The sequence below is a fragment of the Allobosea sp. 10N428 genome (assembly GCF_056394545.1).
The window spans coordinates 905,879-929,884 of the sequence record NZ_JBFTIC010000001.1 but is presented as its reverse complement, the minus strand read 5'-3'; the positions used below and the strand labels follow the sequence as shown (position 1 = coordinate 929,884).

At 68.1% G+C, this 24,006-nt stretch carries 26 protein-coding genes and 1 pseudogene; 25 read left to right on the top strand and 2 right to left on the bottom strand.

Going from position 1 to position 24,006, the window contains the following annotated elements; all coding sequences use genetic code 11:
• Window positions 1-32 precede the first annotated feature (32 nt).
• From AC1DDA_RS04330 to AC1DDA_RS04295, 8 genes are all read left to right on the top strand, one after another.
• Complete coding sequence (locus AC1DDA_RS04330) at window positions 33-1,415, top strand: M20/M25/M40 family metallo-hydrolase (RefSeq protein WP_476794781.1); 1,383 nt, start codon at window positions 33-35, stop codon at window positions 1,413-1,415.
• Window positions 1,412-1,993 carry an LOG family protein gene (locus tag AC1DDA_RS04325; RefSeq protein ID WP_476794780.1) on the top strand — a complete coding sequence of 194 codons (582 nt, stop codon included), beginning with the start codon at window positions 1,412-1,414 and terminating at the stop codon, window positions 1,991-1,993. Before AC1DDA_RS04330 ends, AC1DDA_RS04325 begins: the two co-directional genes overlap by 4 nt.
• A 159-nt stretch (window positions 1,994-2,152) precedes the next feature.
• The gene (locus AC1DDA_RS04320; RefSeq protein ID WP_441511127.1) at window positions 2,153-2,554 is read left to right on the top strand and encodes a hypothetical protein; all 402 of its coding nucleotides are present in this window, start codon (window positions 2,153-2,155) and stop codon (window positions 2,552-2,554) included.
• 16 nt (window positions 2,555-2,570) lie between these two features.
• On the top strand, window positions 2,571-3,797 hold the full coding sequence (locus tag AC1DDA_RS04315) for a DNA-packaging protein (protein ID WP_476795121.1): 1,227 nt from the start codon (window positions 2,571-2,573) through the stop codon (window positions 3,795-3,797).
• 131 nt (window positions 3,798-3,928) lie between these two features.
• Window positions 3,929-5,110 carry a phage portal protein gene (locus tag AC1DDA_RS04310; protein WP_476794779.1) on the top strand — a complete coding sequence of 394 codons (1,182 nt, stop codon included), beginning with the start codon at window positions 3,929-3,931 and terminating at the stop codon, window positions 5,108-5,110.
• The gene (locus AC1DDA_RS04305; protein WP_441511147.1) at window positions 5,107-5,307 is read left to right on the top strand and encodes a hypothetical protein; all 201 of its coding nucleotides are present in this window, start codon (window positions 5,107-5,109) and stop codon (window positions 5,305-5,307) included. Before AC1DDA_RS04310 ends, AC1DDA_RS04305 begins: the two co-directional genes overlap by 4 nt.
• Window positions 5,308-5,479: 172 nt before the next feature.
• A complete protein-coding gene (locus tag AC1DDA_RS04300) occupies window positions 5,480-5,986 on the top strand; it encodes an HK97 family phage prohead protease (protein ID WP_476794778.1) in 507 nt (168 codons plus the stop codon).
• Window positions 5,987-6,006: 20 nt separating this feature from the next.
• Window positions 6,007-7,254, top strand: coding sequence for a phage major capsid protein (locus tag AC1DDA_RS04295; RefSeq protein WP_476794777.1), 1,248 nt, complete (start codon window positions 6,007-6,009; stop codon window positions 7,252-7,254).
• A gap of 6 nt (window positions 7,255-7,260) precedes the next feature.
• Here the strand turns inward: AC1DDA_RS04295 and AC1DDA_RS04290 are convergent, their stop codons facing one another.
• Window positions 7,261-8,106 carry a S1 family peptidase gene (locus tag AC1DDA_RS04290; RefSeq protein ID WP_476794776.1) on the bottom strand — a complete coding sequence of 282 codons (846 nt, stop codon included), beginning with the start codon at window positions 8,104-8,106 and terminating at the stop codon, window positions 7,261-7,263.
• 59 nt (window positions 8,107-8,165) lie between these two features.
• On the bottom strand, window positions 8,166-8,942 hold the full coding sequence (locus AC1DDA_RS04285; protein WP_476794775.1) for a S1 family peptidase: 777 nt from the start codon (window positions 8,940-8,942) through the stop codon (window positions 8,166-8,168).
• 84 nt (window positions 8,943-9,026) lie between these two features.
• On the opposite strand from AC1DDA_RS04285, the gene AC1DDA_RS04280 reads away from it, so the two are divergent.
• The 17 genes and pseudogenes from AC1DDA_RS04280 to AC1DDA_RS04200 all read left to right on the top strand — a co-directional run bounded on the left by AC1DDA_RS04280 (window position 9,027) and on the right by AC1DDA_RS04200 (window position 24,006).
• Window positions 9,027-9,596 (top strand): head-tail connector protein, encoded by a 570-nt coding sequence (locus AC1DDA_RS04280; RefSeq protein ID WP_476794774.1) that lies wholly within the window; start codon window positions 9,027-9,029, stop codon window positions 9,594-9,596.
• 2 nt (window positions 9,597-9,598) lie between these two features.
• On the top strand, window positions 9,599-9,937 hold the full coding sequence (locus AC1DDA_RS04275) for a phage head closure protein (protein WP_476794773.1): 339 nt from the start codon (window positions 9,599-9,601) through the stop codon (window positions 9,935-9,937).
• Window positions 9,934-10,344 carry a DUF3168 domain-containing protein gene (locus tag AC1DDA_RS04270; protein WP_476794772.1) on the top strand — a complete coding sequence of 137 codons (411 nt, stop codon included), beginning with the start codon at window positions 9,934-9,936 and terminating at the stop codon, window positions 10,342-10,344. The genes AC1DDA_RS04275 and AC1DDA_RS04270 overlap by 4 nt, the downstream gene beginning before the upstream one ends.
• A gap of 35 nt (window positions 10,345-10,379) precedes the next feature.
• The gene (locus tag AC1DDA_RS04265; protein ID WP_476794771.1) at window positions 10,380-10,790 is read left to right on the top strand and encodes a phage major tail protein, TP901-1 family; all 411 of its coding nucleotides are present in this window, start codon (window positions 10,380-10,382) and stop codon (window positions 10,788-10,790) included.
• A gap of 10 nt (window positions 10,791-10,800) precedes the next feature.
• Entirely contained in the window at window positions 10,801-11,145 is a 345-nt protein-coding gene (locus AC1DDA_RS04260; protein ID WP_441512243.1) for a gene transfer agent family protein, read from the top strand.
• A complete protein-coding gene (locus tag AC1DDA_RS04255; RefSeq protein ID WP_476794770.1) occupies window positions 11,142-11,339 on the top strand; it encodes a rcc01693 family protein in 198 nt (65 codons plus the stop codon). Before AC1DDA_RS04260 ends, AC1DDA_RS04255 begins: the two co-directional genes overlap by 4 nt.
• A gap of 35 nt (window positions 11,340-11,374) precedes the next feature.
• A complete protein-coding gene (locus tag AC1DDA_RS04250; protein ID WP_441512245.1) occupies window positions 11,375-11,968 on the top strand; it encodes a phage tail tape measure protein in 594 nt (197 codons plus the stop codon).
• Between the two features lie 12 nt (window positions 11,969-11,980).
• A complete protein-coding gene (locus AC1DDA_RS04245; protein WP_476794769.1) occupies window positions 11,981-12,619 on the top strand; it encodes a phage distal tail protein, Rcc01695 family in 639 nt (212 codons plus the stop codon).
• 9 nt (window positions 12,620-12,628) lie between these two features.
• Complete coding sequence (locus tag AC1DDA_RS04240; protein WP_476794768.1) at window positions 12,629-13,510, top strand: DUF2163 domain-containing protein; 882 nt, start codon at window positions 12,629-12,631, stop codon at window positions 13,508-13,510.
• Window positions 13,507-13,938, top strand: a complete 432-nt coding sequence (locus AC1DDA_RS04235) for a C40 family peptidase (RefSeq protein WP_441512248.1) — start codon at window positions 13,507-13,509, stop codon at window positions 13,936-13,938. The genes AC1DDA_RS04240 and AC1DDA_RS04235 overlap by 4 nt, the downstream gene beginning before the upstream one ends.
• Window positions 13,938-17,854: pseudogene (locus AC1DDA_RS04230) on the top strand (baseplate multidomain protein megatron). Before AC1DDA_RS04235 ends, AC1DDA_RS04230 begins: the two are co-directional and overlap by 1 nt.
• A 63-nt stretch (window positions 17,855-17,917) precedes the next feature.
• Window positions 17,918-18,241, top strand: coding sequence for a PepSY domain-containing protein (locus AC1DDA_RS04225; protein WP_441512250.1), 324 nt, complete (start codon window positions 17,918-17,920; stop codon window positions 18,239-18,241).
• A gap of 39 nt (window positions 18,242-18,280) precedes the next feature.
• Window positions 18,281-18,949: a response regulator transcription factor gene (locus tag AC1DDA_RS04220; RefSeq protein WP_476794767.1), complete on the top strand. Its 669-nt coding sequence runs from the start codon at window positions 18,281-18,283 to the stop codon at window positions 18,947-18,949.
• Window positions 18,950-18,958: 9 nt separating this feature from the next.
• Entirely contained in the window at window positions 18,959-20,335 is a 1,377-nt protein-coding gene (locus AC1DDA_RS04215) for a sensor histidine kinase (protein ID WP_476794766.1), read from the top strand.
• A gap of 68 nt (window positions 20,336-20,403) precedes the next feature.
• Window positions 20,404-21,507, top strand: a complete 1,104-nt coding sequence (ccmI, locus tag AC1DDA_RS04210; RefSeq protein WP_476794765.1) for a c-type cytochrome biogenesis protein CcmI — start codon at window positions 20,404-20,406, stop codon at window positions 21,505-21,507.
• Between the two features lie 41 nt (window positions 21,508-21,548).
• Window positions 21,549-22,019, top strand: a complete 471-nt coding sequence (gene ccmE, locus AC1DDA_RS04205; protein WP_441512554.1) for a cytochrome c maturation protein CcmE — start codon at window positions 21,549-21,551, stop codon at window positions 22,017-22,019.
• Between the two features lie 7 nt (window positions 22,020-22,026).
• On the top strand, window positions 22,027-24,006 hold the full coding sequence (locus tag AC1DDA_RS04200) for a heme lyase CcmF/NrfE family subunit (RefSeq protein ID WP_476794764.1): 1,980 nt from the start codon (window positions 22,027-22,029) through the stop codon (window positions 24,004-24,006).

Below are 24,006 nucleotides of genomic sequence, written 5' to 3'. Positions count from 1 at the left end.
TGGCGTCACCTGAATCGCTTCCGATGGCTGCCATGACCAAGCTCCCCGCTATTCTCGACCGTCTCGACGCCGGGCTCGACGCTTCCCTCGAACGCCTGTCTTCCTGGCTCGAAATCCCTTCGATCGGCACCGATCCGGCGTTCAATGCGCAGACACGCGCCGCTGCCGAATGGCTGAGGGCCGATCTTGAATCTCTCGGCTTCAAGGCGGAATTGCGCGAGACCGGCGGACACCCCGTCGTCCTCGCCCATCGGCCGAAGCCGGGCGCGCCGCATGCGCTGTTCTATGGGCATTATGACGTGCAGCCGGTCGACCCGCTGAGCCTGTGGGACACCGACCCGTTCAAGCCGACCGTGCGCGAGCTGGAGCCCGGCCGCAAGGTCATCTCGGCTCGCGGCGCCTGCGACGACAAGGGGCAGGTGATGACCTTCATCGAGGCCGTGCGCGCGATGCTGGCTGAGACCGGCGACCTAGCGATCGGGCTGACGATCCTGGTCGAGGGCGAGGAGGAATCCGGCTCGGTCAACCTTCCCGGCTACATCAAGGCCAATGCTGCCGAGCTGAAGGCCGACTACGCGCTGGTCTGCGACACCGGCATGTGGGACCGCGAGACGCCTCTGATCACCTCGACCCTGCGCGGCATGGTCTATCAGGAGGTGACGCTGACGGCTGCCGATCGCGATCTGCATTCCGGCCTGTTCGGCGGCGCGGCCTGCAATCCGATCCATGTGCTGACGAAGATCCTCGGCGAGCTGCACGACGATGCCGGCCGCATCACCGTTCCCGGCTTCTACGAAGGCGTGCACGAGCCGACCAATGCCCAGAAGGCGGAGTGGGCCGATCTCAACCTGACGGAGAAGGAGTTCCTCGGGCAGGTCGGGCTGAAGCATTCCATCGGCGAGAAAGGACGCATGCTGATCGAGCAGATCCAGTCCCGCCCGACCTGCGACGTCAACGGCATCTGGGGCGGATACACAGGGGAGGGCAGCAAGACCGTCATCCCCGGCAAGGCCTCGGCCAAGGTTTCCTTCCGCCTCGTTGGCGACCAAGACCCGGCGAAGATCGCCGAAGCCTTCCGTCAGTTCATCCGCGATCGGCTGCCGGAGGATGTCTCGGCAGAGTTCATCAGCCATTCCGGCTCGCCGGCGCTGGCGGTGCCTACCGATTCGCCTGTGCTTCAGAAGGCGCGCACGGCACTCGCCGATGAATGGGGTGGGCGCGTGGTTTCGATCGGCAGCGGTGGCTCGATCCCCGTCGGCGGCGATTTCAAGCGGACGCTCGGCATCGATACCCTCTTCGTCGGCTTCGGCCTCGACGACGACCGGGTGCATTCGCCCAACGAGAAATACGATCTGTCCTCCTTTCACAAGGGCCAGCGTTCCTGGGCCCGTATCTTGCAGGCTCTTGGTACATGAGATCGGTTTGTGTCTTCTGCGGTTCCAATCCCGGCGTTGATCCCGTCTATGCAGCCGGCGCCCGCGCCATGGGCGGCGAGATCGCCCGGCGCGGTCTGACGCTGGTCTATGGCGGCGGTGCTGTCGGGCTGATGGGCATCGTCGCGAATGCGGCCCTGGAAGCGGGCGGCCAGGTTCACGGTGTCATTCCCAAGGCGTTGAAGGACAAGGAGGTCGGCCATATCGGGCTGACCTGGCTCGAGGTGGTCGACACCATGCACACCCGCAAGGCGCGGATGGCCGAGCTTTCGGACGGCTTCATCGCGATGCCCGGCGGCATCGGCACCTTCGAGGAGCTGTTCGAGATCTGGACCTGGGGACAGCTCGGCATCCATGCCAAGCCGCTCGGCCTGCTCAACGTTGCGGGTTTCTACGATCCGCTGGCGACCTTCCTCGACCAGACCGTCGAGGCTGGTTTCCTGAAGCAGAGCCATCGCGCCATGGCGATGACCGATACCGAGCCGGCGACGCTGCTGGACCGGATGGGGAACTACGTTCCGGCCGCGACCTACAAATGGATCGAGAAGGAACAAGCCTGACTTTTTCTCGCAGTTTGCGCCTCCAGGTTGTAGGAATATTATCTTGACAGCGTGACGCTGATCGTGTAGAGATCAGGAACGCTCACGAAATCTGCCCGAACGAAGCCGCCGCGCCCTCAGCCGGCGGCTTTTTCGTGCCCGTCATCCGGGAAGGGACGCATGGCCGAAGACGACAGCATGGAAACATTGCCACCGCCCGCCGCACCGAAGCGAAAACGCCAGCCGGTCTCCCGGAGAGCGGTGGTGGGCCAGCTCTGGCACGCCGCCAAGCGCCAGCTCGATTCACATGAGCAGCATCTCGCCGATCTGCCGAAGGGGGCACCGGCGAGCGAGGCCGACGCCAAGGCACTGGCGACGCTGGCGCGGACCGTGCGCGAGCTGGTCGCGATCGAAGAGCCGCAGACCGCGAAAAGGGATAAGCAGCCTGATGAACTCTCTGCTGCGGACGGTCTGCGACATGTCGCACAGCTCCGTCAGGAGCTTGCTCGACGTCTTGAAGCACTTGCCGCCGAAGAGGCGGGTGAGGGTGCTCAAGAAGCTGGTGGAGACGGCCCCATCTGAGATTGTCGAGACCGTGATGGCGGAGTGGACGATCTGGGCGCGGCCGGACCAGTTGCCGCCCCAACCTGCGAAGCCGATCTGGCTCGTCCTCGGCGGACGCGGCGCCGGCAAGACCCGCACCGGCGCCGAATGGGTCAAGGGCATGGCACTGGGCCATCCGCCCTTCGCCGAGAGACGGACCGGGCGCATCGCCCTGATCGGCGAGACCCAGGGTCAGGTGCGCGACGTGATGATCGAGGGTGTCTCCGGCCTGCTCGCAATCCACACGCGCTGGGAGCGGCCGATCTGGCAGCCCTCGCTGCGCCGCCTGCAATGGCCGAACGGCGCGATCGCGCAGGTCTTCTCCGCGGAAGACCCGGAAGGGCTGCGCGGGCCGCAATTCGGCGCGGCCTGGTCCGACGAAATGGCGAAATGGCCGAACCTTCAGGAGTGCTGGGACATGCTGCAATTCGGCTTGCGCCTCGGCGACAGCCCGCGCCAGGTCGTCACGACGACGCCGCGCCCGGTGCCGCTGGTCAAGCGCCTCCTGGTCGAGCCACATGTCGCGGTCAGCCGGGCGAAGACGCGGGACAATCGTTTCAACCTCGCAGCGGAATTCGTCCGCACCGTCACCGAAACCTATGGCGGTACGCGGCTCGGCCGGCAGGAGCTCGACGGCGAGATCGTCGAGGAGAGCCCGGACGCGCTCTGGACCCGCGCGATGATCGAGGCGGCTCGCGAGCGGCAGCGTCCGCCGCTGGCCCGCATCGCCGTTGCCGTCGATCCGCCGGCTTCCTCCTCGCAGCGGGCCGATCGCTGCGGGCTGGTTGTGGCCGGCATCGACAGCGACGGCATCGGCCATGTGCTGGAGGATGCGACGCTTGCCGGTGCACGGCCGCAGGAATGGGCGGAGAGGGCCGTAGCGCTCTATCGCCGGCACGAGGCGGATGCGCTGGTCGTTGAGGTCAACCAAGGCGGCGAGATGGTCGAGAGCGTGATCCGCGAGGTCGATGCCGGCGTGCCGGTGCTCTCGGTGCGGGCAACGCGCGGCAAATACCTGCGCGCCGAGCCGGTCGCCGCGCTCTATGCGCAGTGCCGCGTGCGCCATGCCGGCACCTTCCCGGAGCTGGAGGACGAGATGTGCGCCTTCGGGCCGCGCGGCCTCGAAGGCGGCCGCTCGCCCGACCGGCTCGACGCGCTTGTCTGGGCGCTGACCCATCTGATGCTCGCGCCGAAGGGCCGGCCGCGGGTGAGGGGGATGTAGAGGCGTCATTCTCGGGCGCAGCGAAGCGGAGACCCGAGAATCTCATGACGACAGGGCGCTGGTTTCCGAGATGGTCGGGTCAAGCCCGACCATGACGCCACGTCATTTCACGCTCCAACAGCGAGACCTCCATGTTCGATTTCCTTCGCAACCTGCGCGGCCGAGCCGCGCCGGACCAGAAGCGCTCGCGCGTCGGGCCGCTCATCGCCTTGCACGAGGCGGGGCGGGCGGTCTGGACGCCCCGCGATTATGTCGCCCTGTCGCGCGAGGGCTATGAGCGCAACCCGGTGGTGCATCGCTGCATCCGCCTGATCGCGGAGGCCGCGGCGCAGACGCCGCTCGTCGCCAAGGTCGCAGACCGCGAGATGCCGGAGCATCCGGCGCTGGCGCTGGTCGAGCGGCCCAATCCCCGCCAGGGCGGCATCGCCTTCCGCGAGATGCTGTTCGGCCATCTGCTCGTTGCCGGAAACGCCTATGTCGAGGCGGTGAGCACGGGCCGCGAGCCGCGCGAGCTCTATGCGCTGAGGCCCGACCGGATGCGCGTCGTGCCCGGCCGCGACGGCTGGCCGGAGGCCTATGACTACACCGTCGGCGGCGACACGGTGCGTTTCAGGCAGGACGCGGGCGAATTGCCGCCGATCCTGCATCTGACGCTGTTCCACCCGGTCGACGACCACTATGGCCTCTCGCCGGTCGAGCCGGCGGCGAGTGCGCTGGACATCCACAACGCCGCCAGCAATTGGCACAAGGCCCTGCTCGACAATGCCGCGCGGCCCTCCGGCGCTCTGGTCTATGACGGGCCGGAAGGTGCGACGCTGACCGAGGCCCAGTTCGACCGGCTGAAGCAGGAGCTGGAGGATTCCTTTCAAGGGGCGCGCAATGCCGGCCGCCCGCTGCTGCTTGAAGGCGGTCTCGACTGGAAGCCGCTCTCGTTGACCCCGGCGGAGCTCGATTTCGTCTCGGCGAAGGGCGCGGCGGCGCGCGAGATCGCACTGGCCTTCGGCGTGCCGCCGCTGCTGCTTGGCCTGCCTGGCGACAACACGCACGCCAATTTCGCCGAGGCCAACCGCGCACTTTGGCGCCAGACCGTGATCCCACTGGTGAGACGCACGGCGCAGTCGCTGGCGCAATGGCTCGGCCCCGCCTTCGGTGATGACCTTTTGCTGGAACCTGATCTCGATGCGGTCGAGGCGCTCGCAGACGAGCGCGAATCGCTCTGGCGGCGCGTCGGCGCGGCGAATTTCCTCGACGACGACGAGAAACGCGAAGCGGTCGGCTACGGCCGGCGCGCCTCCGGGAAGGAGCAATCATGAACATGCTCGACCAGATCGTTACGGCCTTCATCGGCCGGGCCGATGTCGGCCATCTCGGCCTGCTGCTCTGGGCGGCGAGCGCCTCCGGACTCGCCTGGCTCGTCCTGCGCGAGCTGACGGCAGCGAACCGCCGCTTCGACGACTTCGTCCGCGAACTCAACCGCTTCAACGCGCGCCACGAGGGGGATCCATCATGAAGGGCAGCAGCGATGCCCAACCGCCATCGACCAGGCCGGGAACCGGCCGGGCACAGCCGGCCAAGGCGCGCCCCCAAGGCGTGACGACGGAGACCTTCAGCAGCTTCGTCCGCACGCTGGCGAAGCTGGAGGGAGGGAGTCCGCAAGCCGGCAAAGGCGCGGAGGGAGGCCGATGAACGGCCCGCATCGGCTTCCACTCGAATCCAAGTTGCTGCCGCTGCAGCCGGCGCGCGTCATGCCGGATGGGGTCTTCGAGGGCTATGCCAGCCTGTTCCGCATCCCCGATCTCGGGAAGGACGTGGTCGAGCCCGGCGCCTTCCGCGATAGTCTCGCCCGGCGCGGGCCCTCCGGCGTCAAGCTGCTCTGGCAGCACGACCCGGCCGAGCCGCTCGGCCGCTGGCTCAGCCTGAGCGAGGACAGCCGCGGCCTCTTCGTGCGCGGCCGGCTTTCGCTTGCCGTCGCCCGCGCTCGCGAAATCCATGCCCTGATGCGGGAAGGCGCGATCGACGGGCTGTCGATCGGCTTCCGCCCCGAGCGCGCCCGCAACGAGCCCCGCTCCGGGCTGCGCCGGCTCGAGCGCGTCGATCTCTGGGAGGTCTCTATCGTGACCTTCCCGATGCTGCCCCAGGCCCGGATCAGCGCCGTCAAGACGGCCTTCCGCCACCTCGCTTTCCTTTGACCTTCACCCGAGGAGATTCCATGACCCATCTCGACCATGCTCCGGAGACCAAGGCGGCCGGCGCCGACCTCGCGCTCGCCTTCGAGGATCTGCGCTACACGCTGGAGAGCTATCGCGCCGCCAATGACGAGCGCCTCGCCGGGATCGAAGCCCGCAACAGTGCCGATCCGCTGACCGAGGAGAAGCTCATCCGTATGGATGCCGCGCTCGACGACACCATGCGCCGCATCGACCGGCTGACTCTCGACCGGGCCCGACCGCCGCTCGGCCAGGACGGCGTGGCCCGCGACCCGCTCGTCGCCGAGCACAAGGCAGCCTTCGCGGCTTATGTCCGCACCGGCGAGGCCGGCGGCCTGAAGCGGCTGGAGGCCAAGGCGCTTTCCGCCGGCTCCGGCCCGGATGGCGGCTACCTGGCGCCTTCGACCGTCGAGGGTGAGATCCTGCGCCGCCTGGCCAACGTCTCGCCGATCCGGTCGCTGGCGACGGTGCGGACGATCTCGTCGGGCACCTACAAGAAGGCCTTCTCGACGACCGGCCCGGCCTCGGGCTGGGTCGCGGAGACGGCGGCGCGCCCGCAGACGGGCTCGCCCACCCTGGCCGAGCTCTCCTTCCCGGCGATGGAGCTCTATGCCATGCCGGCCGCGACGCAGACGCTGCTGGACGATGCCATCGTCAACATCGATCAGTGGATCGCCGAAGAGGCCGAGAGCGCTTTCGCCGAGCAGGAGGGCGCCGCCTTCGTCAATGGCGACGGCACTGACAAGCCGAAGGGCTTCCTCGCCTATCCGACCGTGGCGGATGCGAGCTGGGCCTGGGGCAATATCGGCTTGCTCCACACCGGCGTGGCCGGTGCCTTCGCCGCCTCGAACCCGTCCGATGTGCTGGTCGACCTCGTCTACGCGCTGAAGGCCGGCTATCGCCAGAACGCTTCCTTCGTGATGAACCGCAAGACGCAGGCCGCTGTCCGCAAGTTCAAGGACACCACCGGGAATTATCTCTGGCAGCCGCCGGCTTCCGCCGGTGCGCCGGCGACCTTGCTCGGCTTCCCGCTGGTCGAGGCGGAAGACATGCCGAACATCGCCAACAACGCGGTCTCGATTGCCTTCGGCGACTTCCGGCGCGGCTATCTCGTCGTCGACCGGGCGGGCGTGCGCATCCTGCGCGACCCGTACTCCGCCAAGCCCTATGTGCTGTTCTACACGACCAAGCGCGTGGGCGGCGGCGTGCAGGATTTCGCGGCGATCAAGGGGCTGAAATTCGCGGTCTGAAGTTGCTCAGCGCGAAAACCACCAGCTGAAGGCAGCGCGCGGCTGGGCCGCCTCGTCCGGTGGCGCCTCGCTGCCGAACGAAAGCAGCCGTGCGCTGCCCTCGGAGATCCAGCCGCGGTAGTCGCTGATCGGCGTGATGGCGGTGAAACCGCCGCAAATGCGCCGGGCACGCGTGTTGAGCGGTCCGCTCGACCAGCTCACGATGCCGACGAGATCCCGCGAGCGCGTCGAGCCACGCAGCACCGGACCGCCGGAATCGCCGCGGCACGCGCCTGCGCCCGGCGTTTCGCCGCGCGCCTCGATGTCGACCGCGACCTTGACGGTGTTCTGGGTCGTATAGTTGCCGGCGTTGAGCAGTTGCGTTTCACGCAGGCGACGGGCGGTGCCCTTGTTGTTCTCGGCCGAGAGGCCGTAGCCCGCCATGGTGACGGTTTCGCCTTGCCAGAGGCCGCCGCCCAGCGTGAGCGGCTCGATATCCGGCGGCAGCGGCTGTGCCAGCCGCAGCAGGGCGAGATCGGTGCCCGGTTGCGTGCGCGGCGTAGTGCCGGGCACGAAACTCGGGTGCGGCAGCACCGCGACGACGATCTGCCGCCGCGCGCGGAAACGGGGGTCGAGGCTGACCACGCTGATCGAGCCGCCGCCCATCAGGCAATGCGCGGCCGTCAGCACGATCTCAGGCGCGATCACAGCGCCCGAGCAGAGCTCGCCCCGGCTGGTCTCGACCCGCACGGTCCAGGCACGCGCTCCATGAGCATCGCGCGAGTCGGTGCCCCCGACGACGGCCAGAGCAGGCTGCGCCGTTGCGGCAGCCAGAAGGGAAAACGCGAGAGCGGTAAGCGAGCGCAGGATCATGATGTGAACCAGTGGACGGCCGATCAATCTAGGAGGTGGCGCGGCGCAGTCCAGCGTTTTCACCGGCCTTTTGACCAGCGTGCCGTTTCGCCCCATCGGGAAAGTGTCGTGTCGATCCACTGGCGTTGCGGCGCGACCAGAATGCCCTGGGTGAGGAGGCCGCAATTGCGGCCTTTCGGACCGGTGGACCAACTCGTCACGGCGCTGATGCCGCCATCGGCGAAGATCGGTCCGCCGGAATCACCCTGGCAGGCGCTGGCGCCGGGCTGCTTGCCCGCACCGGCCGGATCGGCCGCCCACAGCAGGATGCGGCTCGGGCCATAGGGCTCGATCGCCGCCAGGGTGGCGGATCGGTATGTGCCCGTGCTGCGGGCTTCGCCCTCGCGGGCGACCCCATAACCGGCGAGCGTGACAGGGCTTCCTGCTGGAGGCAGCGGCCCGTCGGCCAGCTCCGCAGGGGCGAAACGCGCCGGCAGAGGCTCGGCGAGCCGGATCAGAGCGAGGTCGATCGAGCGCCGCCGGCTGCGGATCGCACCGGCATCGAACTCGGGATGCAAGCTGACCGCCGCAGGCGCGATCAGGACGGGCTCGCCAGCTTCGCGCCAATGGATGCGCAGCTCCGTTCCGCCGGCGGCGCAGTGAGCCGCTGTCAGGATGGCGCGCGGCGAGAGCACGATACCGCTGCATACCCCGCCGCGGGCATTGAGCACCATCAAGGTCGAGCCGACGGCGGGTCCGCCTTCACGCCCGCCGACCACGGCCTGCGCGGGCAGGGGGCCGAGCCCGCAGACCGCGCCGCCGAGCGAGGCGGCGACGATCCAATTCGCGATGCGCATCGAGTGCTCCTTTCCGATGGAACGCTGATAGCGCGCCTCGCTCCGCAAATGAACCTTTCAGACGATTCCACGAAGGGGATGAACATGACGCCGCTCGCCCTGGCTCCGCCGACGGCAGAACCGGTCACGCTCAACGAGACCCGGCTATTCCTGCGCCTGGACCATAACAATGAGGATGATCTGCTCGCTACACTGATCACGGCCGCTCGGCTGATGATCGAAGCGGCAGCGGGCCGCTGCCTGATCGAGCAGCCCTGGCGCATCGTTCTCGATCGTTGGCCCGGCAATGGCGAGATCAGGCTGCCGCTGTCGCCGATCGCACGGATCGAGGCGGCGCGGGTCTACGATATGCTCGGGGCTCCGCAACCGGTCGCCGAGGCGGCGCTCACGCTGGACAGGAATGCCGACCCTCCACTGATCCGCGTGACCGGGGAGCTGCCGGAGATCGGCCGCAATCACGGCGCGATCGAGATCGACGTCGTTGCCGGGTACGGGGCGACAGCCGCCGCCGTGCCCGCACCGCTGCGCCAGGCCGTGCTCAGATTGGCTGCCCGCTGGTTCGAGGAGCGCGGCGATGTCGCCAGCCGTGACGCACGGGCGCTGCCGAGTGCGATCGCAGCGTTGGTGGCTCCGTTCCGCCGTGGAAGGCTTTGACCATGGTGAGGGCTGCTGGAGCTGCGATCGGCCGACTGAGGCGTCGGCTCACTCTGGAAGCGCCGGTTTCCACGCCGGATGAGGTTGGAGGCGTAACCCAGGTCTTCGAGGTGGTCGCCGCCTTCTGGGCGCAGGTCGAATGGCTGGCGGGCGCCGAGCAGTGGCGTCAGGGGCGTCCGGAGCAGGTTGCGACCCATCGCGTGACGCTGCGTTGGCGCGGCGATCTCGGCGCCGGCAAGCGGCTGCGCGACGGCGACCGGATCTTGGACATCCGAACGGTCGCCGATCCCGACGGTTCGCGTCGGCACCTCGTCTGCCTTGCGGAGGAGGTGAAGCCATGAGCGGCGCGATCCTTGCCCTGCGCGCTGCAATTCAGGCTCGCTTGACGGCCGATGCTGCGCTGACGGCGCTGATCGGCCCCGGCCGCATCCATGACGAGGCACCGCGCGCGGCTCGCGGCCTCTACGTCGTCCATGGCGATGTCGAGGCCCGCGACTGGTCGACCGGCAGCGAACGCGGCTGCGAGCAGGAACTCGCGCTCGTCGTCTGGGCGTCGCAAAGCGGCTCCTCGCAGCAGGCCTTGCAGGCGGCTGGGCTGATCGTCGGCGCGCTCGACGAAGCCGAACTCGCTCTGGAAGGGCACGCCCTCGTCAATCTGCGCTGGCTGTCGAGCCGGCTCGCCCGCGAGCCGCGCAGCGGGCTCGGCCATGTGACGATCCGCTTTCGGGCGGTCACCGAAACACTCTGACACCGGCAACACCCAATATTGGAAGGAGAAGCCGCATGGCGGCACAGAAAGGCAAGGATCTGCTGCTCAAGGCGGCGGATGGCGCCGGCGCATTCGTCACCGTCGCAGGCTTGCGGGCGCGGCAGATCGCGTTCAACGCCGAGACCGTCGACGTGACCCATTCGGAATCCGCGGGGCGCTGGCGCGAATTATTGGCCGGGGCGGGCGTGCGCCGGGCCAGCATCAGCGGCTCCGGCATCTTCAAGGATGAGGCTTCCGACGCTCTCGTCCGCCAGGTTTTTTTCGACGGTTTGATCCAAGGTTGGCAGGTCGTGGTGCCGGATTTCGGCATAATCGAAGGTCTCTTCCAGCTGACGAGCCTCGAGTACCGGGGCGACCATGCCGGGGAGGTCACGTTCGACCTCTCGCTGGAATCCGCCGGCCCGCTCGCTTTCACGGCGCTTTGAGGAGACGGTGATGGTCAATCGTCACAGAGGCGAGACCGCGCTCATGGTCGCGGGCGATGCCTTGCCCATGCGGCTGACGCTGGGAGCGCTGGCCGAGCTGGAGCATGCCTTCGCCGTCGACAGCCTGCCCGCTCTCGGGGAGCGCTTCGTGCATGGCCGGCTCTCCGCCCGCGACATCATCCGCATTCTCGCGGCGGGCTTGCGGGGGGCGGGCAGGGCGATTCGGGACGAGGATGTGGCGAACCTGTCCTTCGACGGTGGGCTGAGCGGGGCGATCAAGGCCGCGATTGCGCTGCTGGAAGCCACTTTCGGCGAGGGCGATACGGGCCGCCCTTCGCCGCCGCCGGGGGCGTGAAGCCGTCGGCGGCCTTTCCCTGGAGCGATGTCATGGCCTTCGGGCTAGGGCGGCTGGCCTGGCCGCCCGAGCAGTTCTGGGCGGCGACGCCGCGCGAGATCGCGGCAGCCCTGAGGGCACATCAGAGCGAAGCCGTTGGCGCCACGGATCGCGCCGCTCTGGCAGCTCTCATGGCCGCCCATCCAGACAGTTGAGTTGAATTCCTGAATCAATATCTGAAGAGGATGACATGACCGGTGACGATGAGGTCGAGACCGATCGTCTGTCTGATCTGCGGACGATGGATAAATTGACTCAATCTTTGAGCAAAACCTCGGAAAGCTTTGGTAAATCGATCGTAAATGCGTTCTCGCGCGGCGTCGTGGAGGGCAAGCGCTTCGAGGACGTGCTGCGTAGCGTCGGCCGCTCGCTGACCGACAGCCTGCTCAAGACGGCTCTCAAGCCGCTCCAGACAGGCCTTTCCAGTCTGCTCGGCATGGGTGTGAAAAGTCTTACTGACCTGTTCACCGGCGGCTTTGGGTCGGTCGCTGCGAGCATTCCGGTCAAGGCCTTCGCCGAAGGCGGCATCGTTGCTTCCCCGTCCTATTTCCCGACCGGGCGCGGACTCGGCTTGATGGGCGAGCGCGGCGCCGAGGCCATCATGCCGCTGTCGCGCGGACCGGATGGGCGGCTTGGCGTACGCGCGGCGGGCAGCGGCCCAGTGCGGCCGCCCAGCGTTGTCGTGCAGGTGTCGACGCCCGACGCCGAGAGCTTCCGCCGGTCCGAAGCGCAGGTCTCCGCCGCGATCGCCCGCGCCGTTGCGCGCGGCAGCCGTGCGCTATGAGCGGAGAGCCCCATGGCTGATTTTCACGAAGTCCGTTTTCCGACCGATGTGGCGCGTGGCGCGCGGGGTGGGCCGGAGCGTCAGACGCAGATCGTCACGCTCGCCTCCGGGCGCGAGGTTCGCAATAGCCGCTGGGCCCATTCCCGGCGCCGCTACGACGCCGGGCTCGGCGTACGCAGCTTCGATGCCCTGGCGGCCGTCGTCAGCTTCTTCGAGGAGCGCCGCGGCCGGCTCCATGGGTTCCGCTGGCGCGACCAGCTCGATTGGAAGAGCTCGCCTCCCTCGCGCGAGCCTGCCGCCACGGATCAGATCATCGGGATTGGCGATGGCGTCGCCGCGGCCTTCCAGCTCTGCAAGACCTATGGCGCCGGTCCGTCCGCCTATGGCCGCGCGATTGCGAAGCCATGCGACGGCACCGTGCGGATCGCGTTCGATGGCGTCGAGCAGCCGGCGGAGAGCTTCGCTTGCGACACCGCGACCGGGCGCATCACCTTCGCGCCCGGCTCGATCCCGCCACCGGGCGCGACGGTTACCGCTGGCTTCGCCTTCGACGTACCCGTGCGCTTCGACATCGATGCGATCGATGTCGATCTCTCGGCTTTCGAGGCTGGCGAGATCCCGCGCATCCCCGTCGTCGAGATCCTGCCCTGAGGTTCCACCATGCGCGCTATCCCTGCCGCTCTCGCCGCTCATATCGAGAGCGGGGCGACCACCCTGTGCCGTTGCTGGAGCCTGACGCGCCGCGACGGGCTGGTGCTCGGCTTCACCGATCACGACCGGGCGCTTGCCTTCGATGGTCTGACCTATGCGGCGTCGACCGGGCTTGAGGCAGCCGAGACGACGGCCGAGCTGGGATTCGCCATCGGCGGCGGCGATGTCGCCGGTGCTTTCGCGGCATCGGGCCTGAACGAGGCCGACCTCGCGCGGGGGCTCTACGACGATGCGCGAGTCCGCGTCTGGCTGGTCAATTGGGCCGTGCCCGAGCAGAGGTTGCTGCTCGAGGAGGGCTTCGTCGGCGAAGTGCGGCGCGGCGAGTACGGCTTCACGGCCGAGATGCGCGGCATCGCCAAGGCCTTCGACGAGGAGCGTGGACGCCTCTACCTGCGCTCGTGCTCGGCCGACCTTGGCGATGCGCGCTGCGGCGTCGCATTGGCGCCGGTTGCCGCGGCCGTCAGTGGGAGCGATGGCCGCCTGACGCTGACCGCCGGAGGGCTCGCTTCCTATCCCGATGGCCACTTCACCGGCGGACGGCTGGTCTTCACCGGCGGCGCCAATGCCGGCTTCGCCACGGAGGTGAAGCGGCACGGCATCGAGGGCGATCGCGCCGTCTTCCAGCTCTGGCAGATTCCGGCCGCAGCGATCCTTGCAGGCGACGCTTTCAGCGTCGCGCCGGGATGCGACAAGAGCTTCGCCACCTGCCGGACGAAATTCGGAAACGGCGTCAATTTCCGCGGCTTTCCGCATATGCCGACGACGGACTTCATCATCGGCGGCGTACGTCCCGGCGACGGTGCGCTCGACGGGGGGAGCCTGTTCCGATGAGGCGCGACGAGATCGTCGAAGCCGCGCGTCTATGGCTTGGCACGCCCTATCACCACCAGGCCTCGCTGTGCGGCGTCGGCTGCGACTGCCTCGGTCTCGTCCGGGGGATTTGGCGCGATCTGCTGGGCGAGGAGCCGGAAGCGCCGCCGCCCTACACGGCAAATTGGGCCGAAAGCCTGCGGCAGGAGACGCTGGCGAGCGCGGCGCTGCGCCATCTCATGCCGGTCGCGACCGGGGCTGAACGGCGTGGCGATGTGCTGCTCTTCCGCTGGCGCGAGCATCTGCCCGCAAAGCACTGCGCCATCCTGAGCGCGCCCGATCGCATCATCCACGCCCATGACGGGGCGGCCGTCGCGGAGGTCGCCTTCACGCCCTGGTGGCGGCGCCATCTCAGCCATGCCTTTTCCTTCCCCGGAGTGACCGACTGATGGCGACGCTTCTCCTCCAGGTTGCGGGTGCTGCGCTCGGCACAGCCTTGGGCGGCCCGGTCGGCGGCATGATCGGCCAGGCGCTCGGCGGTCTGGCCGGCGCGACCATCGACCAGGCTTGGCTCGGCGGCGCGGGCGGCAACAAGATCGTCGAAGGGCCGCGCCTGAAGGAGGTGAACGGGCTCGCCTCCACCGAGGGCGCACCGATTCCGCGGATCTATGGCCGGGCACGCCTCGGCGGCCAGCTCATCTGGGCGACGCGCTTCGAGGAGGAGGTCAGCGTTTCGGTCACCCGTAGCAAGAGCGGCGCCAAGGGTGGCAGCTCGAAGAAGACTTATGAGACAACCTACAGCTACCACGTCAACCTCGCGATCGGCCTCTGCGAGGGGCCGATCGCCTTTGTCAGGCGCATCTGGGTCGACGGACGCGAGCTGGACGTCAACACGGTCGCGATGCGCGTCCATCACGGGCATGAAGCGCAGGAGCCGGATCCGTTGATCGCCGCGAAGGAGGCGGGCGACGCGCCGGCCTATCGCGGCTTGGCCTATGTCGTCTTCGAGCGCTTCCCGCTTGCCGACCATGGCAATCGCGTGCCCCAGTTCGATTTCGAGGTCGTGCGTGCCGTCGAGGGGCTGGGTGGCATGATCCGCGCCGTCTCGCTGATCCCGGGCGCCGGCGAATTCGTCTACGACACCAGGCCGGTCAGCCATGAGCCCGAGCCGGGCGTCAGCGAGAGCCTGACGCGCCACCAGCTCTATGGCGGCTCGGACGTCGATACGGCGCTCGGCCATCTCCTCGCGCTCTGCCCCGGTTTGCGCTCCGTTTCGCTCGTGGTGTCCTGGTTCGGCGACGATCTGCGCGCCGGTTCCTGCAGCGTCGCGCCGCGCGTCGAGATTCCGCACAAGCCGACGGTCGGTGCCGAATGGTCGGTCGCAGGGTTGGCGCGCGCTTCGGCCCGCCCCGTCAGCCAAATGGACGGCCGCCCGGCCTTCGGCGGCACGCCCTCCGACGAGAGCGTGATCGCACTGATCCGGCGCCTGCGCTTCGATTACGGTCTCGAAGTCGTCCTCTATCCCTTCCTGATGATGGATGTCCCCATCGACAACGCCCTGCCGGACCCCTGGTCGGGTGGGGTCGGCCAGCCGCGCTATCCCTGGCGCGGCCGGATCAGCTGCGATCCCGCGCCCGGCCGCACAGGGAGCGCGGAGGGAACCGCGGCCGCCGCCGCGCAGGTCGCCGCCTTCGTCGGCACGGTCGGGCCGGCCGACATGTCGCTTGTGGGCGATGCCATCGGCTGCTCCAAGCCAGACGAGTGGTCGTACCGCCGCCAGATCATGCATTGCGCGATGCTGGCGCAGGCCGCAGGTGGCGTCGAAGGCATCGTGATCGGATCCGAGCTTGTCGGGCTGACGCATTTGCGCGCAACGTCGGGCTATCCGATGGTCGACCACCTCATCGGGATCGCTCAGGACGTCGCAGCCATTCTGCCCGAGGCGACCCTGACCTACGCCGCCGACTGGACGGAGTATGGTGCCGATGTCCGAGACGGCGGCGAGGACATCGATTTTCCGCTCGATCCGCTGTGGGCCTCGCCGGCGATCGGTGCTGTTGGCATCGACTATTATCCTCCGCTGTCGGACTGGCGCGATTCCGGCGATCACGCCGATGCCGCCGTCGCGCGCGGGCCCGCCGATCTCGCCTATCTCCGCAATCGGCTGACCGCGGGTGAAGCCTTTGACTGGTACTATGCCGATGAAGAAGGCCGTGCAGCCCAGGCGAGGGTGCCCATTACCGACGGCGCCTACGGAAAGCCTTGGCTGTTTCGGCCCAAGGATCTGCATGGCTGGTGGAACAATGCGCATATCCGGCGCTCTGGGGCGCCGAGACCGCTGCCACGCCCTTCGTTCCGGGCGCGAAGCCGATCTGGCTCACCGAGATCGGCATCCCGGCCGTGGACAAGGGCGCCAACGCGCCCAACGTCTTTCCCGACACGCGCTCGGCCGAGGGCGGCTTCCCGCCCTTCTCCAGCGGCGCACGTGACGATCTGGTGCAGGCGCGCGGGCTGGAGGCGATCATCTCCGGCTTCGATCCCGCCCGCCTCGGCTTCGATCCCACGCGCAATCCGGTTCATCCTGTCAGCGGGATCCGCATGGTCGACCCCGCGCATATCGTCGTCTGGAACTGGGATGCCCGGCCATTCCCGGCTTTTCCTGATCTCGGCGGGATCTGGGCCGACGGCGCCAATTTCGAGACCGGGCATTGGTTGAACGGCCGGCTGGAGGGAACACCGGTCGATCGCCTCATCGCCGGGCTGCTCGCCGATTTCGGCCTGCCGCCTGCAGAGGGCATGACCGTGGACGGCTTCGTGGACGGCTACGTCCTCGACCGCCCGCTTTCCGCCCGCCAGGCGCTCGAGACGCTGGCTCAGACCTTCGGTTTCGACGCGGTGATGAGCGCGGGGCGCCTGCGCTTCGAGGGGCGGGGCGGCAAGGTCGCGCGGCTGCTCGACCACGACGATTTCGTCGCGGATCGTGAGGGCGAGCCCTTCACCTTGCGACGCAGCCAGGAGACGGAGCTGCCGCTGGAGCTGCGCCTCGGCTTCAGCGACAGCGAAAACGACTATCGCAAAGCCGCAAGCCGCTCGCGTCGCCTTGCCGGCGCGGCGCGCCGGGAGGTCGCGGTCGAGACGGCGATCGTGACGCGCATCGCCGAGGCCCAACGCTTGGCCGACCAGCGCCTGCAGGAGGCGTGGGCGGCGCGCGAGACGCTGGAATGCGAGCTGTCGCCGCGCTGTCTTGATCTCGAGCCGGGGGACGTCGTCTCCGTCCCGGTCGATACGGGGCGCCGGCTGTTCCGGGTGACGCGCATCGCCGATGGCCCGACCCGGCAGGTCAGCGCGCGCGCGGTCGAGCCGGCGATCTATTCCAGTGCCGGCGCGAAGGGCGGGCCTCGCGCTCCACGGACGCCGCCGGCCTTGCCCGGCCGGCCTCTTGTGGTTCCGCTCGCCCTGCCGATCGTCGCGGCACAGCCACCGGCACTTCTCTCGGTCGCGGCTTTCGCATCGCCCTGGCCGGGAGCGCTGGCGATCTGGAGCGCCGACGAGGCCGGCCTTTTCGAACTCAGCGGATTCGTCGAGGCTCCCTCGATCATCGGCGAAACATTGACGGTGCTGCCGCCAGGGCCGCTCTGGCGGACGGATCGGCGCGCCATGCTCGAAGTCCGGTTGCGCGGCGGCGTCCTGTCGTCCGTGTCGCCGCATGCGGCGCTTGCCGGCGCAAACGCGCTGGCTTTGATCGGCGAGGGCGGCGAGGTCGAGATCGTGACAGCGGCGCAGGTCGATCTCATCGGTCCGCAGCGCCTCCGCCTCTCAAATTTCGTCCGCGGCATTGGTGGATCGGAAGCGGCTGCTTCCCGCCATCTGCCGCCCGGGGCTCGCGTGGTCGTTCTCGACGGAGCGGCGGTGACACTGACGACGCAGCTGTCCGAGATCGGCAAACAGCGCCGCTATCGCATCGGCCCCGCGCGCCACGATGTCGGCGATCCGACGATGACGGAGGTCACGGTCGAGGTGCGCGGCGATGCGCTGCTGCCGTTCTCTCCGGTCCGGGCGAAGGCTCGCCGTTCCGACGCCGGCATTCGTCTGAGCTGGGTGCGGCGCACCCGCAGCGACGGTGATTCGTGGGATCTGGCCGAAATTCCTATCGGCGAAGAAGTTGAGCGCTATGAAATCCGCGTCCTCGACGGCGAGACGCCAATACATGCCGAAATCGTGAACGCGCCCGAATGGATTTATCCAGCCGAGCAGGAGCTTGCGCATTTCGGCTCCGCGCAGCAGGAGCTCGCTTTGTCTTTGGCCCAGCTGAGCACAACCGTGGGGCGAGGGCGCGAATGGCGTGGACGGATCGCCGTCGCATGATCTAGTCTAGGTTGTGGTCGGGGTGATGCATTCATGGCCCATTCACGCGGATGGGATTAGCCCATGTCGATGATGCCGGTCGAACCGATCCTCGCTTTCGCGCTCATGACCTCGTCGCCGATGCCGATCATCCGCGTCGACGATGCGACGCCGATGTCTTGCCTGTCCTCGGATGAAACGCGCGACGCCGTTGCCGAAGGCCGGGTCATGCAACCTGCCGAGGCCTCGCGCCATGCCCGCCATGCGGCTCCCGGCGAAGTCGTCCGCATCAGGCTCTGTCGGCAGGGCGATGATTTCGTCTATGTCGTTACGACGCTGAAACGCGACGGGCGCGTCGCACGCGTGACGCTGGAAGGACAATCCGGCAAGATCGCCACCATCCGCTGAGCGCTTGCCGGCATCTGCACAAACTGGAGCGAACCCACCGTGAGACTGCTCGTCGTCGAGGACGACAAGGACCTCAACCGCCAGATCATGACCGCGCTGGAGAACGCCGGCTACGCCGTCGACAAGGCTTTCGACGGCGAGGAGGGGCTCTATCTCGGCGAGACCGAGCCCTATGACGCCGTCATCCTCGACCTCGGCCTGCCGAAGGTCGATGGTGTCGCGGTGCTGCAGGGCTGGCGCCGGGCTGGCAAGACCATGCCGGTGCTGATCCTGACGGCGCGCGACCGCTGGAGCGACAAGGTTGGAGGGTTCGACGCCGGCGCCGACGACTATGTCGTCAAGCCTTTCCATGTCGAGGAGCTGCTGGCGCGCGTGCGGGCCCTGCTACGGCGCGCGGCCGGCCATGCCACCTCGGAATTGGTCTGCGGACCCGTCCGGCTCGATACGCGGGCAAGCCGCGTGGTGGTCGACGGCAATCCGGTGAAGCTGACCTCGCATGAATACCGGCTGCTCTCCTACCTGATGCACCATCAGGGGCGCGTCGTTTCGCGCACCGAACTGGTCGAGCATCTCTACGATCAGGACTTCGATCGCGATTCCAACACGATCGAAGTTTTCGTCGGCCGCCTCCGCAAGAAGCTCGGGGTCGACATCATCGAGACCGTCCGGGGCCTCGGCTACATCGCCGCCGCTCCGGAAAAGGTCTGATTTAGGGAGATGGTCCTCAAATCCCATCGTTATTCGCTGGGAGCGCGGCTCTTCCTCTCGGCAGCGTTCTGCTGCGTCCTCATCCTGGTCCTGGCGGGCGTCGGCCTCACCACCTTCTACCGCCGCTCGGCCGAGCGCGGTTTCGACGAGCGGCTTTCGGTCTATATCAAGCAACTCGTGGCTGACCTCGCCGCGCCGCCGGAAACGGAGCGCCAGACGGTTGGCGATCTCGGCGAGCCGCGCTTCGATCTGCCGCTGACCGGCTGGTACTGGCAGATCACCCGCCTCGACGGCGAGCGGCCCAATGTGCGTGCCTCGCGCTCGCTGGTCGGCGGCCAGCTGCCGAAGCTCCTCGACCAGTCGATCACGCCGAACAGCCGCGGCCTGCGGGAGAGCTATGTCTCCGGTCCGGACGATCGCATGCTGCGTATTCTCGAGCGCGAGATCGATGTCGGCGAGGACGGTCGCTTCACCGTCGCCGTCGCCGCGCCCGCCGACGAGATCGAGGGCGATATCCAGGATTTCCGCTTCGCGCTCGCCATGACCTTCCTGCTGCTCGGCATCGCGCTCGTCGCCTCCACGCTCGTGCAGGTCCGGTTCGGCCTGCGCCCGCTGGTGCGCCTGCGGACCGCGGTCGGTTCGGTGAGAACGGGCGAGAGCCCGCGCATCGTCGGCCAGTATCCGCCGGATCTCGCCCCGCTCGCCAGCGAGCTCAATCAGTTGATCGATGCCAATCACGAGATCCTGGACCGTGCTCGCACCCAGGTCGGCAACCTCGCCCACGCCCTCAAGACGCCGCTCAGCGTCATGATGAACGAGGCGGGTCCCGGCGAAGGGCAACTCCCGCAGACGGTTCGGACACAGACGGCGATCATGCGCGATCAGGTCCAGTACTATCTCGATCGTGCGCGGGCCGCAGCGTTGTCCGGGGCGCTGGGTGGCGTCACCGAGGTGGTTCCCTCGCTTGAAGCGCTCCTGCGGACCTTCATGAAGATCTCGCAGGACAGGGAGATCGCCGGATCGCACGCCGTTCCGAAGACGCTGCGTTTTCGCGGCGAAAAGCAGGATTTCGAGGAGATACTCGGAAACCTGCTCGACAATGCCTTCAAATGGGCGGCGTCCCGGGTTGAGGTTTCGCTGGAGGGCGCCAAGGCCGTTGACGACGAGAAGATGGCATTGCTGATCGACGACGATGGTCCGGGCCTCCCCGACGGAGCCAGGGCGGAAGTGCTGAAGCGCGGCCGACGGCTCGACGAGGCGACGCCGGGTTCGGGCCTCGGATTGTCGATTGTCGTCGATCTCGCCAAGCTCTATGGCGGCGAGCTGACGCTGCAGCGTTCCCCGCTGGGCGGGCTGCGCGCGCGGCTCGTCCTGCCTTCGATCTAGATCAAATCCAAGCCCGCGTGACCCTTTGTCGCCATGAACTCGACCGGCCGATTCGCTAAGAACACCTCATGATGATCTGGACGATCTTTGCAGCGATGACGGGAGCGGCGATCTTCGCCTTGCTCCGGCCGCTCAGCCACGGCCAGGTTCAGGATTTCGCCGATATCGCGGATGCCAAGAGCCTCTATCGCGCCCAGCTCAAGGAGATCGATCGCGATCTCGGGCGCAAGCTGATCGCGGAGCCGGAAGCGGAGGCCGCGCGTGCTGAAGCGGCGCGCCGCCTGCTGCGGGCCGCCAACGACGAGGTGGGGCCTTCGGGCGAGACCGAACCGTCCTTGCGCCGCCGCCGGGCCAGCTCCGCGCTGATGCTGTCGGTTGTGCCGCTCCTCGCCTTATTGGTCTACGGGCTTTACGGCTCGCCCGGCTTCTCCGACCAGCCGCTGGCCGCGCGGGTCGAGAAGGCCGGGCCGCAGCAGGATTTTGCCGTTGTCCTGGCGCGCATGGAGGCCCATCTCGCGGCCAATCCGACGGACGCCAAGGGGTGGTCGCTGATCGCGCCGATCTATCTGAGACAGGGACGTTACGACGAGGCAGTGAAGGCTTTCGCCGCGACGGTTCGCTACGGCAGGCCCGATACCGATCTGCTCGCCGGGCTCGGCGAAGCCCGCATTCTCGAAGCTGGCGGGATTGTGACCGCAGCCGCGCGGGAAGCCTTGGCGGAAGCGGTCAAGCTCGACCCGAGGAATCCGCGAGCGCGCTACTACCTCGCCGTCGGCAAGGAGCAGGATGGTGACGGGGAGGGGGCACTTTCCGATCTGCAGCAACTCCTCGCCGATGCGCCGCCACAGGCCGATTGGGCCGGCGCTGTGCGCGCCCGTATCGAGCAGAGGCAGGCCGATGCCGGGCGCAAGGCGGTCGCAGCCTTGCCGGAGGCTGAACGCCAGCAGGCGATCAAGGGCATGGTGGACGGCCTGGCCGCGCGGCTGGCCGATGGCGGCGGAACGCTGCCCGAATGGAGCCGCCTCATCCGGGCCCGCGCCGTGCTCGGCGACCGGGATGCGGCGGTGCAAGCGGTGAAGACGGCGCGCGAGCGGCTGTCGCAGGATCAGGCTGCACTTGCGGCCATCGATGCCCTGGTCGATGAATTGGCCTTGAAGGATGCCAAGCCGTGAGTATCGCCCAGCCCACCCGCTCCATGCCGGCCAAGCGCCGCCTGACCCGCAAGCAGCGCCGCCTCGCGCTGATCGCGGCGGCCGGCGCCGTGCTGTGCTTCGCGGCCGGGCTCGTGCTCTTCGCGATGCGCGATACGATCGTCTTCTTCTACGGCCCGACGGAGATCGTCGAGAAGGGAGTAGCCCCCGGTACCCGAATGCGACTTGGCGGCCTCGTCGAGACGGGCTCCGTCCAGCGTGGACCAGGCCAGCGCGTCTCCTTCGCGATCACCGATGGCAAGACCGCCATGAAGGTCGGCTATGACGGGTTGCTGCCGGATCTGTTCCGTGAGGGGCAGGGCGTAGTGACCGAGGGCGTCTTCGAAGGAGCAGGGCGGTTCAAGGCAGATTCGGTGCTGGCCAAGCATGACGAGACCTATATGCCGCGCGAAGTCGCAGACACGCTGAAGAAGCAGGGGCATTGGCAGCCCGGCGGCGCCGGCGCACCCGCCGCGCCCGCGGCCAAGCCGTGAGCCGGGCATGATCGTCGAGATCGGTCATTACGCGCTGGCGCTGGCGCTCGGTGTCTCCGTCATCCAGGCACTGGTGCCGTTCTGGGGCGTCGTGCGTCATGACAGGGCACTGGCTTCGGTCGGCAGCAGCGCGGCGCTGATCAGCTTCGCGCTGGTCGCGTCGTCGTTCGCGGCATTGGTCGCGTCCTATGTCCGTTCGGATTTCTCGGTGGCGAACGTCGTCGCGAATTCCCATTCGGCGCAGCCGTTGATCTACAAGCTGACCTCGGTCTGGGGCAACCACGAGGGCTCCATGCTGCTCTGGGTGCTGATCCTGACCCTGTTCGGGGCGCTGGTCGCGCTGTCGCGCAACTCATTGCCGCCGCGGCTGCGGGCCGGGACGCTGGCCGTGCAGGGGTTGGTCGCCGTGGCCTTCCTCGCCTTCCTGCTGCTCACCTCGAACCCGTTCCAGCGCCTGGCGCAGCCCCCGGCGGAAGGGCAGGACCTCAACCCGATCCTGCAAGACCTCGGCCTCGCGATCCACCCGCCGTTGCTCTACATCGGCTATGTCGGCTTCTCGATCACCTATGCCTTCGCCGTCGCCGCCCTGATCGACGGGCGCATCGATGCGATGTGGGCGCGCGCCGTCAGGCCCTGGACGCTGTTGGCCTGGACCTTCCTGACGCTCGGCATCGCGATGGGCTCCTACTGGGCTTATTACGAGCTCGGTTGGGGCGGCTGGTGGTTCTGGGACCCTGTCGAGAACGCCTCCTTCATGCCATGGCTCGCGGGCACGGCCCTGATCCACTCGACCGTGGTGATGGAGAAGCGCGACGCGCTCAAGGTCTGGACGATCCTGCTCGCGATCCTGACCTTCTCGCTGTCGCTGCTCGGCACCTTCATCGTCCGCTCCGGTGTGCTGACCTCGGTGCATTCCTTCGCCAGCGACCCGGCGCGCGGCCTGTTCATCCTCTTCATCCTGGTCTTCTTCGTCGGCGGTTCGCTCGCGCTCTTCGCCTGGCGTGCGCCGCTCTTGCGGCAGGGCGGCCTGTTCGCGCCGATCTCCCGGGAGGGAGCGCTGGTCGTCAACAACATCTTCCTCGCCACGGCCTGCGCCACCGTCTTCGTCGGCACGCTCTATCCGCTGGTCCTGGAGATGCTGACCGGCGACAAGATTTCGGTCGGCGCGCCCTTCTACAACGCGACCTTCATCCCGGTGATGGTGCCGCTGCTGCTGATCCTGCCGATAGGCCAGTCGCTCGCCTGGAAGCGCGGCGACCTGCTCGGCGCCGCCCAGCGCAATGCAGCCGCTTTCGGCGTGGCGGTGCTGACGTCGCTGGCCGTGATCGCCTTCACCCGCGGCGGGCCGGTTCTGGCGCCGCTCGGCGTCGGGCTCGGCGTCTTCCTGATCCTGGGGGCGGCGGTCGATCTTGGCGAGCGCATCGTCGCGCGAGCCAGCGGTTGGCAGGCCGTGCTGTCGCGCGCCAAGGGGCTGCCGCGCTCAGCCTGGGGCACGGCGCTGGCGCATGCCGGCATCGGCGTCAGCATCATCGGCATCGCCGCTGCCGCCTGGAGCAGCGAAGCGATAGCGGTCCTCAAGCCGGGCGAGCGCCTGACGAGCGGGCGCTACACGGTCGTGCTGGAGGGGCTCACGCCCCGGACCGGGCCGAATTTCCGCGCCGAGGTCGCCCGTTTCCAGCTCTTCTCCGGTGACCGGGAGCTTGCGCCGCTCGAGGCGTCGAAGCGCATCTATACCGCCCGGAGCATGCCGACGACCGAAGCCGGAATCCGTACCGACGGGCTGAGCCAGGCCTATGTCAGCCTCGGCGAGGCGCAGGATGGCGGTGTCGCGGTGCGGCTTTACGACAAGCCGCTGATCCTGCTGATCTGGATTGGCTCGATCATCATGGCCATGGGTGGTGGCCTTTCGCTCACTGACCGGCGCTTCCGGCTGGCGGCTCCGAAGCGTGCCGCGCCGGCGGTGGCCGCGCCGCAGCCGGCGGAGTAG

Excerpts from the sequence above, each read along its gene's own strand:
- AC1DDA_RS04330 (WP_476794781.1), top strand. The coding sequence starts at position 33 with ATGACCAAGCTCCCCGCTATTCTCGACCGTCTCGACGCCGGGCTCGAC.
- AC1DDA_RS04325 (WP_476794780.1), top strand. The coding sequence starts at position 1,412 with ATGAGATCGGTTTGTGTCTTCTGCGGTTCCAATCCCGGCGTTGATCCC.
- AC1DDA_RS04320 (WP_441511127.1), top strand. The coding sequence starts at position 2,153 with ATGGCCGAAGACGACAGCATGGAAACATTGCCACCGCCCGCCGCACCG.
- AC1DDA_RS04315 (WP_476795121.1), top strand. The coding sequence starts at position 2,571 with ATGGCGGAGTGGACGATCTGGGCGCGGCCGGACCAGTTGCCGCCCCAA.
- AC1DDA_RS04310 (WP_476794779.1), top strand. The coding sequence starts at position 3,929 with ATGTTCGATTTCCTTCGCAACCTGCGCGGCCGAGCCGCGCCGGACCAG.
- AC1DDA_RS04305 (WP_441511147.1), top strand. The coding sequence starts at position 5,107 with ATGAACATGCTCGACCAGATCGTTACGGCCTTCATCGGCCGGGCCGAT.
- AC1DDA_RS04300 (WP_476794778.1), top strand. The coding sequence starts at position 5,480 with ATGAACGGCCCGCATCGGCTTCCACTCGAATCCAAGTTGCTGCCGCTG.
- AC1DDA_RS04295 (WP_476794777.1), top strand. The coding sequence starts at position 6,007 with ATGACCCATCTCGACCATGCTCCGGAGACCAAGGCGGCCGGCGCCGAC.
- AC1DDA_RS04290 (WP_476794776.1), bottom strand. The coding sequence starts at position 8,106 with ATGATCCTGCGCTCGCTTACCGCTCTCGCGTTTTCCCTTCTGGCTGCC.
- AC1DDA_RS04285 (WP_476794775.1), bottom strand. The coding sequence starts at position 8,942 with ATGCGCATCGCGAATTGGATCGTCGCCGCCTCGCTCGGCGGCGCGGTC.
- AC1DDA_RS04280 (WP_476794774.1), top strand. The coding sequence starts at position 9,027 with ATGACGCCGCTCGCCCTGGCTCCGCCGACGGCAGAACCGGTCACGCTC.
- AC1DDA_RS04275 (WP_476794773.1), top strand. The coding sequence starts at position 9,599 with ATGGTGAGGGCTGCTGGAGCTGCGATCGGCCGACTGAGGCGTCGGCTC.
- AC1DDA_RS04270 (WP_476794772.1), top strand. The coding sequence starts at position 9,934 with ATGAGCGGCGCGATCCTTGCCCTGCGCGCTGCAATTCAGGCTCGCTTG.
- AC1DDA_RS04265 (WP_476794771.1), top strand. The coding sequence starts at position 10,380 with ATGGCGGCACAGAAAGGCAAGGATCTGCTGCTCAAGGCGGCGGATGGC.
- AC1DDA_RS04260 (WP_441512243.1), top strand. The coding sequence starts at position 10,801 with ATGGTCAATCGTCACAGAGGCGAGACCGCGCTCATGGTCGCGGGCGAT.
- AC1DDA_RS04250 (WP_441512245.1), top strand. The coding sequence starts at position 11,375 with ATGACCGGTGACGATGAGGTCGAGACCGATCGTCTGTCTGATCTGCGG.
- AC1DDA_RS04245 (WP_476794769.1), top strand. The coding sequence starts at position 11,981 with ATGGCTGATTTTCACGAAGTCCGTTTTCCGACCGATGTGGCGCGTGGC.
- AC1DDA_RS04240 (WP_476794768.1), top strand. The coding sequence starts at position 12,629 with ATGCGCGCTATCCCTGCCGCTCTCGCCGCTCATATCGAGAGCGGGGCG.
- AC1DDA_RS04235 (WP_441512248.1), top strand. The coding sequence starts at position 13,507 with ATGAGGCGCGACGAGATCGTCGAAGCCGCGCGTCTATGGCTTGGCACG.
- AC1DDA_RS04225 (WP_441512250.1), top strand. The coding sequence starts at position 17,918 with ATGTCGATGATGCCGGTCGAACCGATCCTCGCTTTCGCGCTCATGACC.
- AC1DDA_RS04215 (WP_476794766.1), top strand. The coding sequence starts at position 18,959 with ATGGTCCTCAAATCCCATCGTTATTCGCTGGGAGCGCGGCTCTTCCTC.
- ccmI (WP_476794765.1), top strand. The coding sequence starts at position 20,404 with ATGATGATCTGGACGATCTTTGCAGCGATGACGGGAGCGGCGATCTTC.
- AC1DDA_RS04200 (WP_476794764.1), top strand. The coding sequence starts at position 22,027 with ATGATCGTCGAGATCGGTCATTACGCGCTGGCGCTGGCGCTCGGTGTC.